Source organism: Corynebacterium propinquum DSM 44285, from assembly GCF_000375525.1.
Classification (GTDB): Bacteria; Actinomycetota; Actinomycetes; order Mycobacteriales; family Mycobacteriaceae; genus Corynebacterium; species Corynebacterium propinquum.
Genome location: NZ_AQXC01000008.1, coordinates 1 through 15926 on the forward strand (window position 1 = coordinate 1; position 15926 = coordinate 15926).

Genomic DNA, 15926 nt, shown 5'->3' on the forward strand with positions numbered 1-15926 from the left:
GTCCTTGGATTCTAGGGGTCGTGGAAACACCTGACATGGGTTAGGTGATTGTGTGGGAGCGAAGTGGGATCCGGATTCTGCTGTTACTACTCGCTTTTGTGCTCTTGTTCGGGCCGGTGATTCGGTTCGTGCTGCTGCTGGTGTGGTTGACATGCCGTTGTCTGTGGCTTACCGGCTTGCACATCAGCTTCAACTGCCGATGAGGAGTAAAAAGCCGGTAAGCCCAGGTACAGAAGAAGAAATCACTCGGTTGTGGCTGGATGGCCTGGCCCCGATGGAAATCGTGCGAATACTATCTGTCGGGCCAAGCGTGGTCTATCGCATTGGTATCGAGCTGGGCTTATGGCAGCGAAACTCACACGGGCGTAGAGCAGCAGCTACATCTCGTCGGTGTGAATACCTGCAACTACGCGCGAATGCTTTAGGACGCAAAGATGCAGCCCTGGCGTGTGGTATCAATCCGCGTGATGCTTTGGATATTGATAAGGGTGTGATAAAGCTGCGTGGCGCGCGTGTCCCGTTTGTTCCCGATGGTCCCGACGTTGCACTGTATAACAGGCTTATGCAGGTTATTTCTCATGTCGACGGTCGGGTAGCTGTGCCGGTTCAGGTTATTCCTCAAGAAAGGATCGACCAGCGTATTTCATTGCGTTACTTGTGTGTAGAAGAACGCGAGCTTATTTTTGATTTGCTTCGCCAGAATTATGGTGTCCGCGAGATAGCCCGGCGACTAGGCCGCTCACCTGGCACGATTAGCAAGGAACTCAAACGCAATCGAGACGAATTCGGTGTGTATCTACCTACCTATGCGCAGCGTAAGTCTGTGTTGTCTAGGTTTCGCCCGAAAAAGCGCAAGGTTGAGGCCAACCCAGAATTAGGCAGCCGTGTGTGGGAGATGCTGAAAGAAAAGAATTCTCCTGAGCAGATTTCCGGGCGGTTGCGTAGAGACTATCCCGATGATGACACTATGTATGTGTGTCCTGAAACTATTTATCAGTCGTTGTTTTTCCAGGCTAAAGGTGAACTCAACAAAGAAGTAGCCGCAGCCTTGCGCCGCGGCCAAACGCAGCGCAAGCCACGAGGTCAACGTGTTGGGCGTACACGCTTTGTCGATCCGATGGTGATGATTTCTCAGCGCCCGGCAGAAGTAGAAGACCGAGCTGTGCCAGGTCATTGGGAAGGCGATCTCATCTTAGGGAAATCAAATAAATCAGCGATCGGTACTCTAGTCGAGCGCAGCACCCGTTACGTTATGTTGTTACACCTACCCAACGGTCATAGTGCGTTGGATGTTAATGAAGCGTTAGCCAAAGCGATAGGAACTTTGCCTGAACACCTCAAAGGTTCATTGACCTGGGATCAAGGCAGTGAAATGGCATGCCATAAAGCTTTTAGCATCGCTACGGATTGCCCGGTGTATTTCTGTGAGCCTGGTTCGCCTTGGCAGCGAGGGACTAATGAAAACACCAATGGGCTATTACGGCAGTATTTCCCAAAAGGAACAGATTTGAGTCTCTACACTGCTGAGGACCTTGAATTTGTAGCGATGCAGTTAAACCGCAGGCCACGCAAGACGCTAAGTTTTGACACCCCGGCCGAACGAATGGCAACCCTGCTAGAGTCAACCGAAACGTAGGACGTGTTTCCACGACCCCTAGAATTCGCCAGTCTGCTTGTGTCTGCTTATGCCTTCTTGTGTGCGGTTGGGGCGCTGCGCGTTGTGCGTTGCGATCGCCAGCGTGGTCAATTGTGTTCAGGTGCGATCAGGCGGGGCAGTTTTAGCCCCTAAAAATTGGGGTGCGTTGTGGTGTCAACCATAATCGCCATTTCATCGTGTGAGGCCTTAGAATTTATTGTTAAGAATGATATGAAATACATGGTGTGAATCACTAAATAGGCGTTGTGCTATCCCGCAATCACTGACGTCTGGTACTCACCGCCGCACGTTCATATCCACGCCCCACAGAAAAGCAAGCCCCACAGAACAATACGCACACGAGAAACAAGGCAATTGGTATGGCAGCATCAGGCTCCAAGGTTTATCGGCTAGCAATCGTGGAAGACCATGAGCTCACACGGCAAGGGCTCGAGTCCATGCTGAATGACAATGCTGATTTCAACGTCATCGCCAGTGCGGCCAACGTGCCTGAACTATTCACCGCACTGGGTAGAAAACGCAAGGTGGATCTCGTGGTGTTGGATCTCCGGCTTTCGGATGAGAGCCAGCCTATCGACAACGTCGAAAAGATTGAAGAGCTCACTGACAACATCGTGGTCCTATCTTCGTTGGAAAGCCCCTATTTGTTGCGGCAGGTGCTGAAAACCAGTGTGGCAGAAGTCTTAAGCAAAACGCAGCCGTCAGAGGAAGTCGTCGCGGCGATCCGGCGTACCTTAAGTGGCAAGCCAGCAATTTCGACAGAAATGGCAGCCGCAATGGACGGTGATCCGCTGCTGGAAGCGGTGGATCTCTCTGACCGGCAACGCGAAGTGCTCGAATTATATGCGTCTGGTGAACCAGCCAAGCGCGTCGCTCGTTTGACTGGCCTGAAACAAGATACAGTCAACGACTATCTGAGCCGAGTTCGTCAGAAGTACTCCAGCGTTGGACGCGATACCTTTACGAAGCTTGACTTATATCAGAGAGCTCAAGAAGACGGATTTTTACCTGGCCCTACTGACCCACGCTAGCGTCCCTAGCCGTTAAACAAAGATCCTGGATTTCTCCGCAACCGCCAAGTCTACGTCGTTTGGGTTTCCGGGAACGGTACCCGGGTTATGCCCGTGCTGTCGGAGGTGAGAGTCGCGAAATATTTGCGACCAGGTGGCAGAATGCGGATGGTCACCTTATCTTTTCCCGCAAAGTTGAGGCACTCTAATGCCAATGGAACGAGCCGCTCTAGCGCGGCGCCGGCATCACGACCGTCGGAATTGCGGCCATCTGTGCTGGCATCATGTTCACTGCGGTCGTCTAGAAGCAACACCGTCGCACCCGCTTGTCGTGCATCCCACGCAGCAGTTTTTATCTCGGGACGGTCTAACAATGGCGCGCGCAACATATCGCGGATTGCCAATTCCGTCAGACGTGCCCGCTCACGCAGCAGCGGTGGAGGATCCTGGAAATGCTGCACCGACTCAAACACCGGGGCGGCGTACAACTCGATACGCTCGTGCCAATGTTTATGTATCAATTGAACTTGGTGGATTCGTGCCGCCTCCGCATTCGCGGCGCGTTTTTCCAGCTGTAACCGAGGTAAATTCTTGAGCAAATTACTGTTAGCAAGAAAGACTACCGTTGCGGCAACTACCAGATTTACTTGTATTAAAATATTTGTTAACGGTGGGCTATCTATAACACCACCACTGAACAAGGTTAGTGCTTTCATTGACACAGTGTTGCCAACGAAGCAGCCTATGCCCCACAAGATCTCTCCCCGCAAAACCAGAATGCAGGTGAGCAAAGCAATGATGGATAATGCCCATAGGTTTTCCCATCCCGCAGCATAATCTGCGCGTTGCCAAAGACTTAATGGCCCCAACGCAAGAAAGCCCGCAGTTATGGCGAAACGTTTGCTACCCGAAATTCGGGGCGAGCTGTCTAATACGATCAGGGCTAATGTAGCGATTGCGACGATGGCTGCTGGTAACGCCGTCAGGAATCCACCAGAGCTCACCCACGTGCCAGATATGATGCTAATAACAGCTAGTCCTAGATATGGGCGCGCCCAAGAGCGAGAAACTTGTGCTGGCTGCAGCAGCTGCTGTTCTAAACTTCCGGCAGTGAGCTGATCTTCTGAAATGCCGTTTGCATGCGCTGCTAAGCGTTCGTTGAATTGAGATTCTGCAGAGTCCAGGCACCAGCGTACGGTGACTGTTGTGCCCGCGCCTGGGGAAGAAAAGATCTGGGCATCACCGCCATCAATACTGCGCATACGGTGCAAAATTGACACGTTGATGCCTGCCCGTTGTGGATCGCGTGTTGCTAAATCGAAACCGCAGCCATCGTCAGAAAATTCCACGATGAGTTCCTTTTTAGTGATGTTGATCATGCATCGACGTCGGGAAGCTGGGCCTGCATGTTTGCGGGAATTACGTGCGGCTTCGGTAACAGACAGTCGGATGGCTTCAGCCGCGGAATCTTTGATGGTGGAAAACCCATCGCGAGTGTTGCGGCCGTTAGGCGCAAGCCCGGTGACGGTCGTGACGCAATCCGGACTGATAGCTTCTACGCTGCGGGTGACGTCGGCAAGCAACTTTTCCAGCGGAACTTCTTCACCGGTGGCAGGCCGAGAAGGCAACGAATGCGCGGCGTCGGTCTGCATACCTTGTCCACGCGAGATAGCCGATAAGGAGCCCAAAATATGGTCGTGGACGAGCCCGTTAAGGCGTTTACGCTCTGTGATTGCGGCGCGTTTTGCCTCGGATTCAGTCAAAGAATCCCGCACCTTCTGCTCAGCTTCGTCGATGGTGCGCGCCACCCGCATCAGTGTGACGGCCCCTAGCACAAACGGAATTAGATTCATTAGTACCGCGAATCCGGTGACCGCAAGTAGCTCCGGAATGCTCGTGCGTCCATATACGATGGAATGCATCGTGCTAGGAATGACCTGGATCAAAATTGCAACCAACACTGCCCGTTTGGTGGGCGAGAGCAGCACCACGCTGATCGCCAAGATGCCGGTAAAATCCGTGAATCGCAGAACCGAGGGGCCCAGATCTGTCATGGTGTAGTAGGCCACTGGAAACGCCCCGCTGGCCACCACCAGCACCAGCGCGTTGGCGTACAAGGAACAGCGCAGCCAGACCAGCTTGCCGACGATCGCCGCAGCCACCATGAATAATCCACTCAGGGTTAATCCGGCGCTCGTGAGGTAGCCGTACCAGTCGCCGATATATCCCGAGCCATAGGTGATGTATTGCAATCCCAGGTAGACCAGGAGGAACACTGCCATCGCAGCACAGCAGATTCGTAGCGCAGTTAGTTCGACAGAATCGTCTCCCATGGTGCGGCGAACCCGACTCAGGAGCGCAGTTAAAAAGTGCCCTTGGTATTTTGCAGTTTCGGTACGAATGTCGGATGCGGTGTGGGGAGCAGCCATGTCTACGATTTTTCCATTACAGGTCTAGGTTAGTCGCATTGGCACTGCTATCGTGTGGCTACCGGTGAAACCGCACATGATGACTACACTAGAGCCAATAATCTGGTGCCCCTGATGTGCCAGAGATATCTTCACGCACTGTCCACGACCGCGAAATGAGAAGTACGTAAAGACCCTATGGCACGTATGCAAGAAAGCGCTGACCTGCTGAAGTGTTCCTTCTGTGGGAAGAGCCAGAAACAGGTGAAAAAGCTCATCGCCGGTGGCGGCGTTTATATCTGTGATGAGTGCATTGAGCTGTGCAATGAGATCATCGAAGAGGAAATCGCCAATGAACCGGGCGCGCAGGACACCGAGGATGCCAAGCGTCTGCCCCGGCCGTCGGAGATTTCCGCGTTTTTGGACAATTACGTCATCGGCCAGGATCAGGCCAAGCGCACCTTAGCGGTGGCTGTGTATAACCACTACAAGCGTATGCGTGCCGACGAGTTTGCCCGCTCCGGTGCACGCTCGGGGCACAAATCACCCGGCGGGAATTACGCTGCGCGCACAGATTCCATTCATGCGGAAGAAGATATTGAGATCGCGAAATCCAATATCTTGATGCTGGGCCCAACCGGCTCTGGTAAGACCTACCTGGCGCAAACCCTGGCGCGCATGCTGGATGTGCCGTTTACCATTGCCGATGCCACGTCGTTGACCGAGGCCGGTTATGTCGGCGAAGACGTGGAAAATATCCTGCTCAAGTTGCTGCAAGCCGCCGATTTTGATGTGGAGCGCGCTCAGCGCGGCATCATTTATGTCGATGAGATCGACAAGATTTCGCGCAAGAGTGAAAACCCGTCGATTACCCGCGATGTCTCCGGTGAGGGCGTGCAGCAGGCACTGCTGAAAATCCTGGAAGGAACCACGGCGTCGATTCCGCCGCAGGGTGGGCGCAAGCATCCGAACCAGGAGTTCATCCAGCTGGATACCTCGAACGTGTTGTTCATTGTTGCCGGTGCCTTCGATGGTCTGGATAAGGTCATCGCGGAGCGCGTCGGCAAGAAGGGCCTCGGCTTTGGCGCGGAGATTGACTCGCGGAAAGATACGGATAATGCCGCGCTGTTTTCGCAGGTGCGCACCGCGGATCTGGTGAAATTCGGCCTGATCCCAGAATTCATCGGACGCCTGCCTGTGGTGGCGACGGTGGAAAACCTGGATCGCGACTCGCTGGTGCAGGTGCTCACGGAACCGAAGAATTCGCTGGTTAAGCAGTATCGTAGTCTGTTTGCCATGGACGGTGCTGAGCTGCTTTTCGACGATGATGCGCTCGGCGAAATCGCAGAATTGGCGATTGAGCGCGGCACCGGTGCGCGTGGCTTGCGCGCGATCTTGGAGGATCTGCTGGTGCCGGTGATGTATGACTTGCCAGACCGCGAGGACGTCAATCAAGTGGTTATTACCGCGGCTGCGGTGCGCGGGGAAGATACCCCGGAGCTGCGCTACTCAGAAAATATGCAGTCGGCGTAATCGGTAGACGTAGCTGGTCGGCGCGGCTGGCGCAAGCCCCGGGATTAGTCCCAGTAGATGCCCAATCCGGAATCATCGCGGTCTTCGTCGCTGGTGGTGGCCAGGTAAGATTCGTGCTCGGAATCGGCGATATTCGATGTCAGAAACGACAGCACCGCATCGACGACCAGCCGGCGCACTCCCGCGGTGTTCGCCGCCGATAAGGTATCAACCCGCGTGGTCATCGCCATGAGGTGCCGGTGGTTGAGCCGGGAAAAACTCAGCGAAATCACTAGGTAAAACACATCATGCGCGGAAATTCCGGGCCGGAACGCCCCGGCTTCTTGGCCGCGTAACAACACTCGGTCCAGATGCAGGCCCAGTTCGGATGATTCCATCATCGTCGTGGTGGTTCCAGCCTCCAGCACTGGGTGCAGCGATTCTGCCGCCAGCAGTGCTACCGCGTCTCGATGCGTATCGAGTTGGGTAAATAGCGCGTGCACGATATGCGCCATGCATTCGGCGGGCACCGGAGAATCCGTACTCAGTGCCGACGCTGGGGGAGTAATCGCATCCATGCAGGCGGCGATGGCATGGGAATACCACTCGAGCTTGTCCGCTGGTGCGCCACTTCGCGTGTCTTTCAGCTGTGAGATGTCCGCGTGCTCGTAGCCGTGGCGGATGAACTCGGTGATCGCAGCCGCTAGCTCTGTGGTTACAGCAGTGTCATCGTTGTCAGCATTCTCAGCATTCTCGTCGCGATTATTCATGTGCCTCCAAAGCCAAGTTATCAATCAAGCGCACAGGCCCGACCCAGGCGGCTGTCAACGCCAAGGCCGGCCGGGTACCAGCAGGTACATCCCGTAAATCCGCGGGATCGACGATGCGCAAATAATCCAATTCCACGCCCTCACAGCTAGCCAAATGCTCTGCGGCCTCGTCGGCACTGGCAAACTTTCCATCGCGTAGGCCAAATAACGTCTGTGACAGTGCGGTCGCATGCCGACGCTCGTCCACACTCAAACGCAGATTTCGGCTGGATTCAGCCACCCCGTCGTCGCCACGCACGATGGGCAATCCGTGGATGGCAACGGGCATATCTAGATCCCGCACCAACGCCTGAATGATCGCTAGCTGCTGGGCATCTTTGCGCCCAAAATAGGCGCGGTCTGGTTGGATGATCTGAAAAAGCTTGGCGACGACGGTGGCCACGCCATCAAAATGCCCCGGGCGGGAGGCACCTTCCAAAATCTCGCCCATGCGGCCGGTGCGCACCCAGATTTGCGGGTGCCGGTCGGGGGCTGTGTTGAATCCCGGATACATTTCCTCAACGCCGGGGGCAAACACAGCATCGACGCCGAGACCGCGCAAGAACTCGGCGTCGGCGTCGAGATCGCGTGGGTAGTTGCGGTAGTCGTCGCAGTCGCCGAGGTCAGTAAATTGCAGTGGGTTGACGAAAACCGATGCCACCACGATGTCGTTGTCGGCACGAGCGGCGCGCACGAGGCTGGCGTGCCCGTCGTGCAGCGCGCCCATCGTCGGCACGAGGCCTATCGACGGGGCAGTGCTATCAGCCGCCCCAGTGGCAGCCTGGCCGGATCGTGATTGCGCACAAAAAGCGCGCATGTCAGAGGCAGTGTGAATAATGTGCATGTAGTTCTTAATTATTTCTCGTCGCTAAACGATTCCGCTTCGTTCGGGAATGCGCGAGCAGCCACATCCTCGCGATAGGCGCGCGCACCTGCGCGTAGCTCGTCGGCAAGATTGGCGTACTGGCGCACAAACCGCGGTGGTTTGCCAGTGCCCAGGCCGAAAGCATCCGTCCACACCAGAATCTGTCCGTCGGTCTCGTTACCAGCGCCGATGCCGATGGTGGGGATGGCGCAATCGCGGGTGATCTGCGCAGCCAGCTGGCTCGGAATCATCTCCATCACCACGGCGAATGCGCCCGCATCGGCCACGGCCTGCGCATCAGCGGCCAGCTGCGCGGCGGCTTCGCCACGGCCTTGCACTCGGTAGCCGCCGAGTGCGTGCTCGGCCTGCGGGGTAAAACCGATGTGCGCGCACACCGGGATGCCGGCGTCGACAAGCGCTTTAATGGTTGGCGCAATCTCCACGCCACCTTCGATCTTGACCGCCTGTACTCCGGCTTCTTTCATAAACCGCACCGCGGTATCCACGGCTTGGGCCGGGGAAGTCTCATAACTGCCGAAGGGAAGATCGGCGACGACGAACGCGCGACGGGTGGAACGCACGACGGCTGCGGACAGGCTAATGAGCTCCTCGGTGGTGATCGGAAGGGTGGAGCTGTGCCCGAAGACCACGTTGGCCGCGGAATCGCCGACGAGCAGCAAATCGATCTCGGCGTCGTCGAAAATACTGGCGGTCAGGCTATCGTAGCTGGTTAGCGCAGTGAACGGGGTGCCGCTGGCTTTGGCGCGCGAAAAATAATGGGTGCGTAGGCGTTGTAGGGGGCGGGACGGTTGGGTAGACATAGGCCGGATTTTAGCAGCGCGACGGCTTCCCGCTGGGGATCTGCTGGACAATCGCTATAGCTGCCGTAGCGTTTGCTGTAGCAGTGCCGCCCATGTTGCAGGTGGGCGCTAGAATAGGCGCCGTGATGACGGAAAACCAGCAAAACCCAGAAGACCACCCACATGACCGCAATTCAGCAACCGATGCCGCGCCGGGTCGTGACCGCAGCGATCTGCTGGCGAAAAACTGGCAGCCGGGCGAGGTAGAAAAGGCTCTATACGACGCCTGGGAGGCGCAAGGCTATTTCCGCCCGGATGAGGATGCCGACAAGCCTGCCTACTCTGTGGTTTTGCCGCCGCCGAATGTCACCGGTCAGCTGCACATGGGGCATGCGCTGGACCACACGTTGATGGATTCGATTATCCGTCGCAAGCGCATGCAGGGTTTTTCCACGCTGTGGCTGCCGGGCTCGGATCACGCAGGCATTGCTACCCAGACGAAGGTGGAAGCGAAGCTGCGCGAGCAGGAAGGCAAATCTCGCTGGGATTACTCGCGTGAAGATTTCATTGCCAAGGTTTGGGAATGGAAGGAAGAATACGGCGGCACCATCCAACAGCAGATGCGCGCGATTGGTGATTCCGTCGACTGGTCGCGCGAGCGCTTCACCCTGGATGAGGGGTTGTCGCGCGCCGTGCAGCACATTTTCAAGCAGATGTTTGACGCCGGCATGATTTATCGCGCGCACCGCTTGGTCAACTGGTCGCCGGTGCTGGAAACAGCGGTCAGTGACATCGAGGTCGTACACAAAGACGTCGACGGTGAGCTGGTTTCGCTGCGTTACGGCTCGCTTGCCGACGACGAAGATCACGTCATCGTCGCCACCACCCGTGTGGAAACCATGCTGGGCGATGTCGCCATTGCCGTGCACCCGGATGATGAGCGCTATACGCACCTGGTGGGCAAGAAGTTCGCGCATCCGTTCCGCGACGATCTCGAGCTGGAAGTTATTGCCGACGACTACGTGGATCCGGAATTCGGCTCCGGTGCCGTGAAAATCACCCCGGCGCATGATCCGAATGACTACGCCATGGGCTTGCGCCACAACCTGGACATGCCGACGGTCATGGACACCACCGGCCATATCGCTGGTACTGGCACCCAGTTTGATGGTTTGAGCCGCGAGGAAGCACGTGTGAAAGTCCGCGAGGCGTTGGCTGAGCAGGGCCGTATCGTCGCCGAGAAACGCCCGTATACCCACTCGGTTGGTCACTCGGAGCGCAGCGGTGAGCCGATTGAGCCGCGCCTGTCGCTGCAGTGGTTTGTGAAGGTGGACAAACTCGCGCAGATGGCTGGCGATGCCGTGCGTGAAGGTGATACCAAGATTCACCCGGCGTCGATGGAGCCGCGCTATTTCGACTGGGTAGATGACATGCACGACTGGACCATCTCGCGTCAGTTGTGGTGGGGCCACCGTATCCCAATCTGGTACGGGCCAGAAGATGAAAACGGCGAGCGCGATATCGTGTGCGTCGGCCCGGATGAGCAAGCCCCCGAAGGCTATGAGCAAGACCCAGACGTGTTGGATACCTGGTTCAGCTCTGCGCTGTGGCCATTTTCCACTATGGGGTGGCCAGACAAAACCGCGGATCTGGAGCGTTATTTCCCCACCTCGGTGTTGGTAACCGCTTATGACATCCTGTTTTTCTGGGTTGCGCGCATGATGATGTTCGGTACCTTTGCCGCCAGCCAGGACCCGGAAACCTTCGGCACGACAGCCGACGGGCGCCCACAGGTGCCATTCAAGGATCTCTACCTGCACGGCCTGGTACGCGATGAGCACGGCCGGAAAATGTCGAAGTCTTTGGGCAACGGCATTGACCCCATGGACTGGGTCCGTGATTACGGGGCGGATGCGCTGCGCTTTACCTTGGCGCGCGGTGCCAACCCGGGTGTAGACCTGCCGGTCGGTGATGAGGCCGCGGAAGCCTCGAAGCGCTTTGCCACCAAGCTGTTTAACGCCACCAAGTTCGCGCTGATGAATGGCGCGGGCATGGGCGAGCTGCCCGAGCGCAGTGAGCTTACCGACGCCGACCGCTGGATATTGGACCGCACGGAACAAGTACGCGGGCAGGTAGACAAGTATTTGGACGATTACCAATTCGCGAAAGCCAACGAGCTGCTGTACCACTTCGCCTGGGGCGAGCTGTGTGACTGGTACGTCGAGATCGCGAAAACCCAGATCCCACGCGAAGGCGAATCCGCCCAAGGTCGGAACACCCAGATCGTGCTCGGGCGTGTGCTCGATGTCGTGCTGCGTTTGCTGCACCCAACCATGCCGTTTGTCACCGAGGTGACCTGGAAGGCGCTGACCGGCGGCGAATCGCTGGTGGTTGCGGATTGGCCTACCGCCGCTGACACCAACGGCGGGGTCGAGGTTGACGAGGTTGCCGCGCGTCGTATTGCTGATGCCGAGGTACTGATTACCGAGCTGCGTCGTTTCCGCGCCGACCAGGGCGTGAAGCCGTCGCAGAAGATCCCGGGCACGCTAGACTTCGCTGCGGCTGACTTGGCTGGCCAGGAAAACCTGGTGCGCAACCTGGCGAATGTGGAAGAACCAGGTGCCGATTTCACCGAGTCCGCCTCCGTCGAAGTGCGCCTGAGCCAGGCCACGATCACCGTAGCGGTGGATACCTCGGGTGCTGTGGACGTCGAAGCAGAGCGCGCCCGCTTGCAAAAAGACCTGAAGAAGGCCGAAAAGGAACTGGCGCAGACCAGTGGCCAGCTGCAGAATGAGAAGTTCTTGGCGAAGGCACCGCAGGATGTCGTCGACAAGATCACAGCACGCCAGCAACTGGCACAAGAAGAAGTCGACCGCATTGGTGCGCGTCTGGAGGCACTGAACTAGTGGCAGAAAACGAACACACGGGTTCTGGAGACAAGCGCGCCGGACGGGCTCATTCTGAAGAAGACGCGATAGAGCACGACCTCGCCGCGCTGGCCGGTGATGCTGTGGAAGTCGACGAGCACGGGCTGAAGCTCAACCTGGGCCTGCCGGACGAAGAACGCAACGCACCGGCCCCGCTGCAGGCCACGCCGGAAGAACTCAGCGCATTGGCTGTCGTGGAGGCGGAACTGGATACCCGCTGGCCGGAAACCAAGATCGATCCGAGCCTGGAACGCATCGAATACCTGCTGGATTTGCTGGGCAACCCGCAAGAAAATTTCCACGTCATTCACGTTGCGGGCACCAACGGTAAAAGCTCGACGGTGCGCATGATCGATTCACTGCTGCGTGGTTTCCACCGACGCACCGGCATGTTCACCTCGCCGCATCTGCAGAGCGTCACCGAGCGCATCTGCCTGGACGGCAACCCGATTCCTGCGCGTGATTACGTGCGCCAATGGGAAGAGATCGAACCATTCGTGCAGATGGCCGATGCGCATTTCGACGTGCGCTTGTCCAAATTCGAGATCTTAACTGCCATGGCTTATGCAGCATTTGCCGATGCCCCGGTGGAAGTCGCGGTCGTGGAGGTCGGTCTGGGCGGAACCTGGGACTCTACCAACGTGGTGAACCCAGAGGTATCCGTCGTGATGCCCGTGGGCTTGGACCACCAGAACTACCTGGGCGAGACCATCGAAGAAATCGCGGCAGAAAAAGCTGGGATCATTAAAAAGCGTGATGACCTGGATGACGTGCTGAAACCCTCGGAGAATATCGCCATCATTGGCGAGCAGGACCCGAAAGCCATGGACGTGATCCTGCGCCGCGCCGTCGAGGTAGAAGCGGGAGTGGCGCGCTACAGCAGTGAATTTGGGGTGCTGGAAACCTCCGTCGCGGTTGGCGGGCAGCAATTGCACCTGCGCGGGCTGGGCGGGGAATATCCGGAGATCTTCATTCCGCTTTCGGGCAGCCACATGGCTGCGAATGCCTCGTGCGCCCTGGCAGCAGTGGAAGCATTCTTCGGTGCCCGCGCCGGGCACGGGCTCGACCTGGATACTGTGCGGGAAGGCTTCCGTACCGTGTCGGTGCCTGGCCGCCTGGAACGCGTGCGTACCTCGCCGACGACGTTCATCGACGTGGCGCACAACCCGCACGGCGCACAGGCGCTGGGTGCTGCGCTTTCGCGGGATTTTAATTTTCAGCGCCTTATCGGTGTGGTCGCCGTGTTCGATGACAAAGACGCCAAGGGTGTGTTGTTGGCGCTGGAACCACACCTGGATGAGGTCGTGATCAGTCAAAACAGCTCGCCGCGCGCGCTGGATGCTTATACGCTGGCAGAATACGCCGTCGAAATCTTCGGTGAAGAGCGCGTGCACACCATCGACGATCTGCCGGGCGCCTACGCGCTGGCCGTCGAATTGGCAGAAGATGCTGAGGTGCAATCCGGCTCGGGCATCGTGATTACTGGCTCGGTGGTTACTGCTGGGGAAGCGCGCACGTTATTTGGAAAGGAACCGTCGTGACAGAAAAGAAGTTTCGCCGCGACAGCCACGACAGCCGTGCCAGCCGTGACGGCCGCGCCAGCCGCGACGGCCACGACAATGCTCGGCGCGGAGCCTCCCGGAATGGTGCTTCAGGGGCCAGGCAAAACGGTGCCGCCAGGGCCGGATCCAACCGGAATGGCGCCGCCGAGTACGGCCCATTAGGCCCAGGAAAGGCCCCGGTAAAAGACCCGATGCGTGGGCTTGCCGGAATGATGTCGGGCACCCTGATCATGCAGGCGATTAGCATCTTTTTGGGCCTGACTGTCATCTTGAAAATCGATGGCGGGGTGTACTGGACGACGCCGAACTGGGTGACAGTAACTGTGCTGGGCGCGCTGCATGTGGTGGCGGTATTTTTCGTGCGCAAGCCCTGGGCAATCACGATGATCTTAGTCCTGCAAGCGCTGGGCTTATTGATGTTTTTTATCCACTGGTCCATCGGCGTGATCATGCTGCTGTTCATTGGCGTGTGGGCGTTCATGTTGTATCTGCGTTCGATGCTGCTTGAGCGCATGCGTCGTGGCCTGCTGACCACTCAGCACCTGGGCACGGAATAACGTGGAATCACGTGGAAAAACGTGGATTGTCGTTAATTCCCGTCTCATACAAGTTGTAGAATGGGCGCCATGACTGAACGTACTTTGATCTTGATCAAACCTGACGGTGTACAGAATGGCCACGTTGGAGAAATCATCTCCCGCATTGAGCGCAAAGGGCTGCGCTTGGCTGAACTCGACCTGCGCGTGGCAGACCGCGAAACTGCAGAAAAGCACTACGCCGAGCACGCAGATAAGCCATTTTTCGGTGAGCTGGTGGAATTCATTACCTCGGCACCACTGATCGCCGGCATCGTGGAAGGCGACCGTGCCATTGATGCGTGGCGCCAGCTGGCTGGCGGCACCGATCCCGTCGGCAAGGCCACCCCGGGCACCATCCGTGGTGATTTCGCGCTGTCTGTGGCAGAAAACGTGGTTCACGGCTCTGATTCCCCAGAATCCGCAGAGCGTGAGATCGGAATCTGGTTCCCGAACCTGTAAGCAGCGGGTTCTGACCTCAGGGGAATTTGGTCCGATGGGCTAGAGCCCAAAGATCTCCGATGGCCTGGAAGCCAAAGATCCAGGCCGAAACGCCCGAATTTGAAGGATTTTGGTGCATTTTTACAAATAGTGGCCGCAAAACCGGCGATTTCGTAGCACTATTTGTAAAAAAGCAACATCGACCGTAGCTGGAATTGCCACAAACGAGCTAGGGTGCCGCCAATGTCTATTTCAACGTCTAGGTCAAACGCCTACGCCAAGGGCGGCGCTGCAAACCCCCTGCTCACAGCAACGCAACGCCAATCCCTGTAACACCGAACTTCGCTAACGCCCCTGCTGGTAGTGCTGCAAGCACTGAATACCGGCGGGGGTTAAGCTGTATTGCCACTTGTGCGGCTGCTCGCGCACGGTAATTTTCTTCGCCTCGACCAGCTGTGCTTTCCGCAGCGTCTCCAGCTCCGCGATCAACTCATCAGTGTCACGGCAGCTAGCGCTCGCAAACTCGGCGACATTCACGAACACATTATCCCCGGCACCGATGGCAGCCAGGTCTCGCAGTACTTTCGGGTTGTGGGCCACCATCTCAAGGCGCTCACTGGTCACGGCCTCCAGATCGCTTTTCGCAAGAACCTGCTGGATCCGCCGCTTGCCGACGCGTCGTGGCCCAATATTCGTGCCGAGGATCTGGAAAGCCAAGCCGATGGTCGCTACTGCCGCGGTCACCGCGATGGAGGCAGCTGGGTGTAGCACGCCGTCTAATTGCGCAAAAGGGAGCGGCAAAATGGCTCCCCACGGGAATATCGGAAGATACAGCATGAGCTTTTGCTTCGGCGTGTAATCGGTATCCCGGTATTCTTCGGTGTACACGTTGACTAGATAATCACGGAACAGCCAGGCACCGGATCCGATGGCACAGACAAAGCTGAGCAGTGCGGCTATCCAGTGTTCGTGCAGTATCAACGAATAACCAAGCCCTGCGGGCACGGCGGCGCTAGCGTTGAAAAGCAATTGTGTGGTTATCGAACGGTGGTGACCCTTTCTGCTAAGCATGTCCTTATTTTAACTCCGAGGGCAGGGTCGTCGCCGCGATTCGGCAAAACTCATGCAACGGAGCACGGATCAAACGATGCGACGCTCCAACAGTGCAGTGCATCTAACGGTGCAGCGGAGGGGTAGAGCAGCCACGTAGGTTGGGGCGTGTACGCGGGTGTGCCTTGCAGGTATTCGTCGGCAAGAGTTCTGTGACATAATGCCAACTGTGTGGTTTCTGCGCGGAGGTTTCGCGTACGGCCTGCTGAAGACGAATTTATATGTGAATAATTATGATGCCCTGTGCGGC

12 protein-coding genes are annotated in these 15926 nt (G+C 57.3%); 7 read left to right on the forward strand and 5 right to left on the reverse strand.

Annotation, left to right across the window (positions count from 1 at the left end; all coding sequences use genetic code 11):
- The first annotated feature begins 400 nt into the window (after nt 1-400).
- Both B142_RS13600 and B142_RS0107550 read left to right on the forward strand, forming a co-directional pair.
- Complete coding sequence (locus B142_RS13600; protein WP_420703252.1) at nt 401-1636, forward strand: IS30 family transposase; 1236 nt, start codon at nt 401-403, stop codon at nt 1634-1636.
- Between the two features lie 380 nt (nt 1637-2016).
- A complete protein-coding gene (locus tag B142_RS0107550; protein WP_018120936.1) occupies nt 2017-2688 on the forward strand; it encodes a response regulator transcription factor in 672 nt (223 codons plus the stop codon).
- 50 nt (nt 2689-2738) lie between these two features.
- Here B142_RS0107550 and B142_RS0107555 read toward each other — a convergent pair whose 3' ends face one another.
- Nucleotides 2739-5096: a sensor histidine kinase gene (locus B142_RS0107555; RefSeq protein ID WP_018120937.1), complete on the reverse strand. Its 2358-nt coding sequence runs from the start codon at nt 5094-5096 to the stop codon at nt 2739-2741.
- A 177-nt stretch (nt 5097-5273) separates the two neighbouring features.
- Between B142_RS0107555 and clpX the strand changes: the two genes are divergently transcribed.
- On the forward strand, nt 5274-6608 hold the full coding sequence (clpX, locus tag B142_RS0107560) for an ATP-dependent Clp protease ATP-binding subunit ClpX (protein WP_018120938.1): 1335 nt from the start codon (nt 5274-5276) through the stop codon (nt 6606-6608).
- Between the two features lie 44 nt (nt 6609-6652).
- On the opposite strand, the gene B142_RS12260 is transcribed toward clpX, so the two are convergent.
- Genes B142_RS12260 through panB form a run of 3 tightly spaced genes read right to left on the reverse strand, consistent with a single transcriptional unit; the run spans nt 6653 to nt 9082 of the window.
- Nucleotides 6653-7357, reverse strand: a complete 705-nt coding sequence (locus tag B142_RS12260; RefSeq protein ID WP_018120939.1) for a hypothetical protein — start codon at nt 7355-7357, stop codon at nt 6653-6655.
- Nucleotides 7350-8240: a pantoate--beta-alanine ligase gene (panC, locus tag B142_RS0107570; protein ID WP_018120940.1), complete on the reverse strand. Its 891-nt coding sequence runs from the start codon at nt 8238-8240 to the stop codon at nt 7350-7352. The genes B142_RS12260 and panC overlap by 8 nt, the downstream gene beginning before the upstream one ends.
- Nucleotides 8241-8251: 11 nt before the next feature.
- Nucleotides 8252-9082 (reverse strand): 3-methyl-2-oxobutanoate hydroxymethyltransferase, encoded by an 831-nt coding sequence (gene panB, locus B142_RS0107575; RefSeq protein ID WP_018120941.1) that lies wholly within the window; start codon nt 9080-9082, stop codon nt 8252-8254.
- A 125-nt stretch (nt 9083-9207) separates the two neighbouring features.
- On the opposite strand from panB, the gene B142_RS0107580 reads away from it, so the two are divergent.
- The 4 genes from B142_RS0107580 (at nt 9208) to ndk (ending at nt 14587) form a co-directional block, all read left to right on the forward strand.
- On the forward strand, nt 9208-11967 hold the full coding sequence (locus tag B142_RS0107580; protein ID WP_018120942.1) for a valine--tRNA ligase: 2760 nt from the start codon (nt 9208-9210) through the stop codon (nt 11965-11967).
- Nucleotides 11967-13529: a bifunctional tetrahydrofolate synthase/dihydrofolate synthase gene (gene folC, locus B142_RS0107585; RefSeq protein WP_018120943.1), complete on the forward strand. Its 1563-nt coding sequence runs from the start codon at nt 11967-11969 to the stop codon at nt 13527-13529. Before B142_RS0107580 ends, folC begins: the two co-directional genes overlap by 1 nt.
- Nucleotides 13530-13741: 212 nt before the next feature.
- Nucleotides 13742-14107, forward strand: coding sequence for a DUF4233 domain-containing protein (locus tag B142_RS13605; protein WP_049167541.1), 366 nt, complete (start codon nt 13742-13744; stop codon nt 14105-14107).
- Between the two features lie 69 nt (nt 14108-14176).
- Nucleotides 14177-14587 carry a nucleoside-diphosphate kinase gene (gene ndk / locus B142_RS0107595; RefSeq protein WP_018120945.1) on the forward strand — a complete coding sequence of 137 codons (411 nt, stop codon included), beginning with the start codon at nt 14177-14179 and terminating at the stop codon, nt 14585-14587.
- Nucleotides 14588-14911: 324 nt separating this feature from the next.
- Here the strand turns inward: ndk and B142_RS0107600 are convergent, their stop codons facing one another.
- Nucleotides 14912-15637, reverse strand: a complete 726-nt coding sequence (locus B142_RS0107600; protein ID WP_126844472.1) for a hypothetical protein — start codon at nt 15635-15637, stop codon at nt 14912-14914.
- Between the last annotated feature and the right edge of the window lie 289 nt (nt 15638-15926).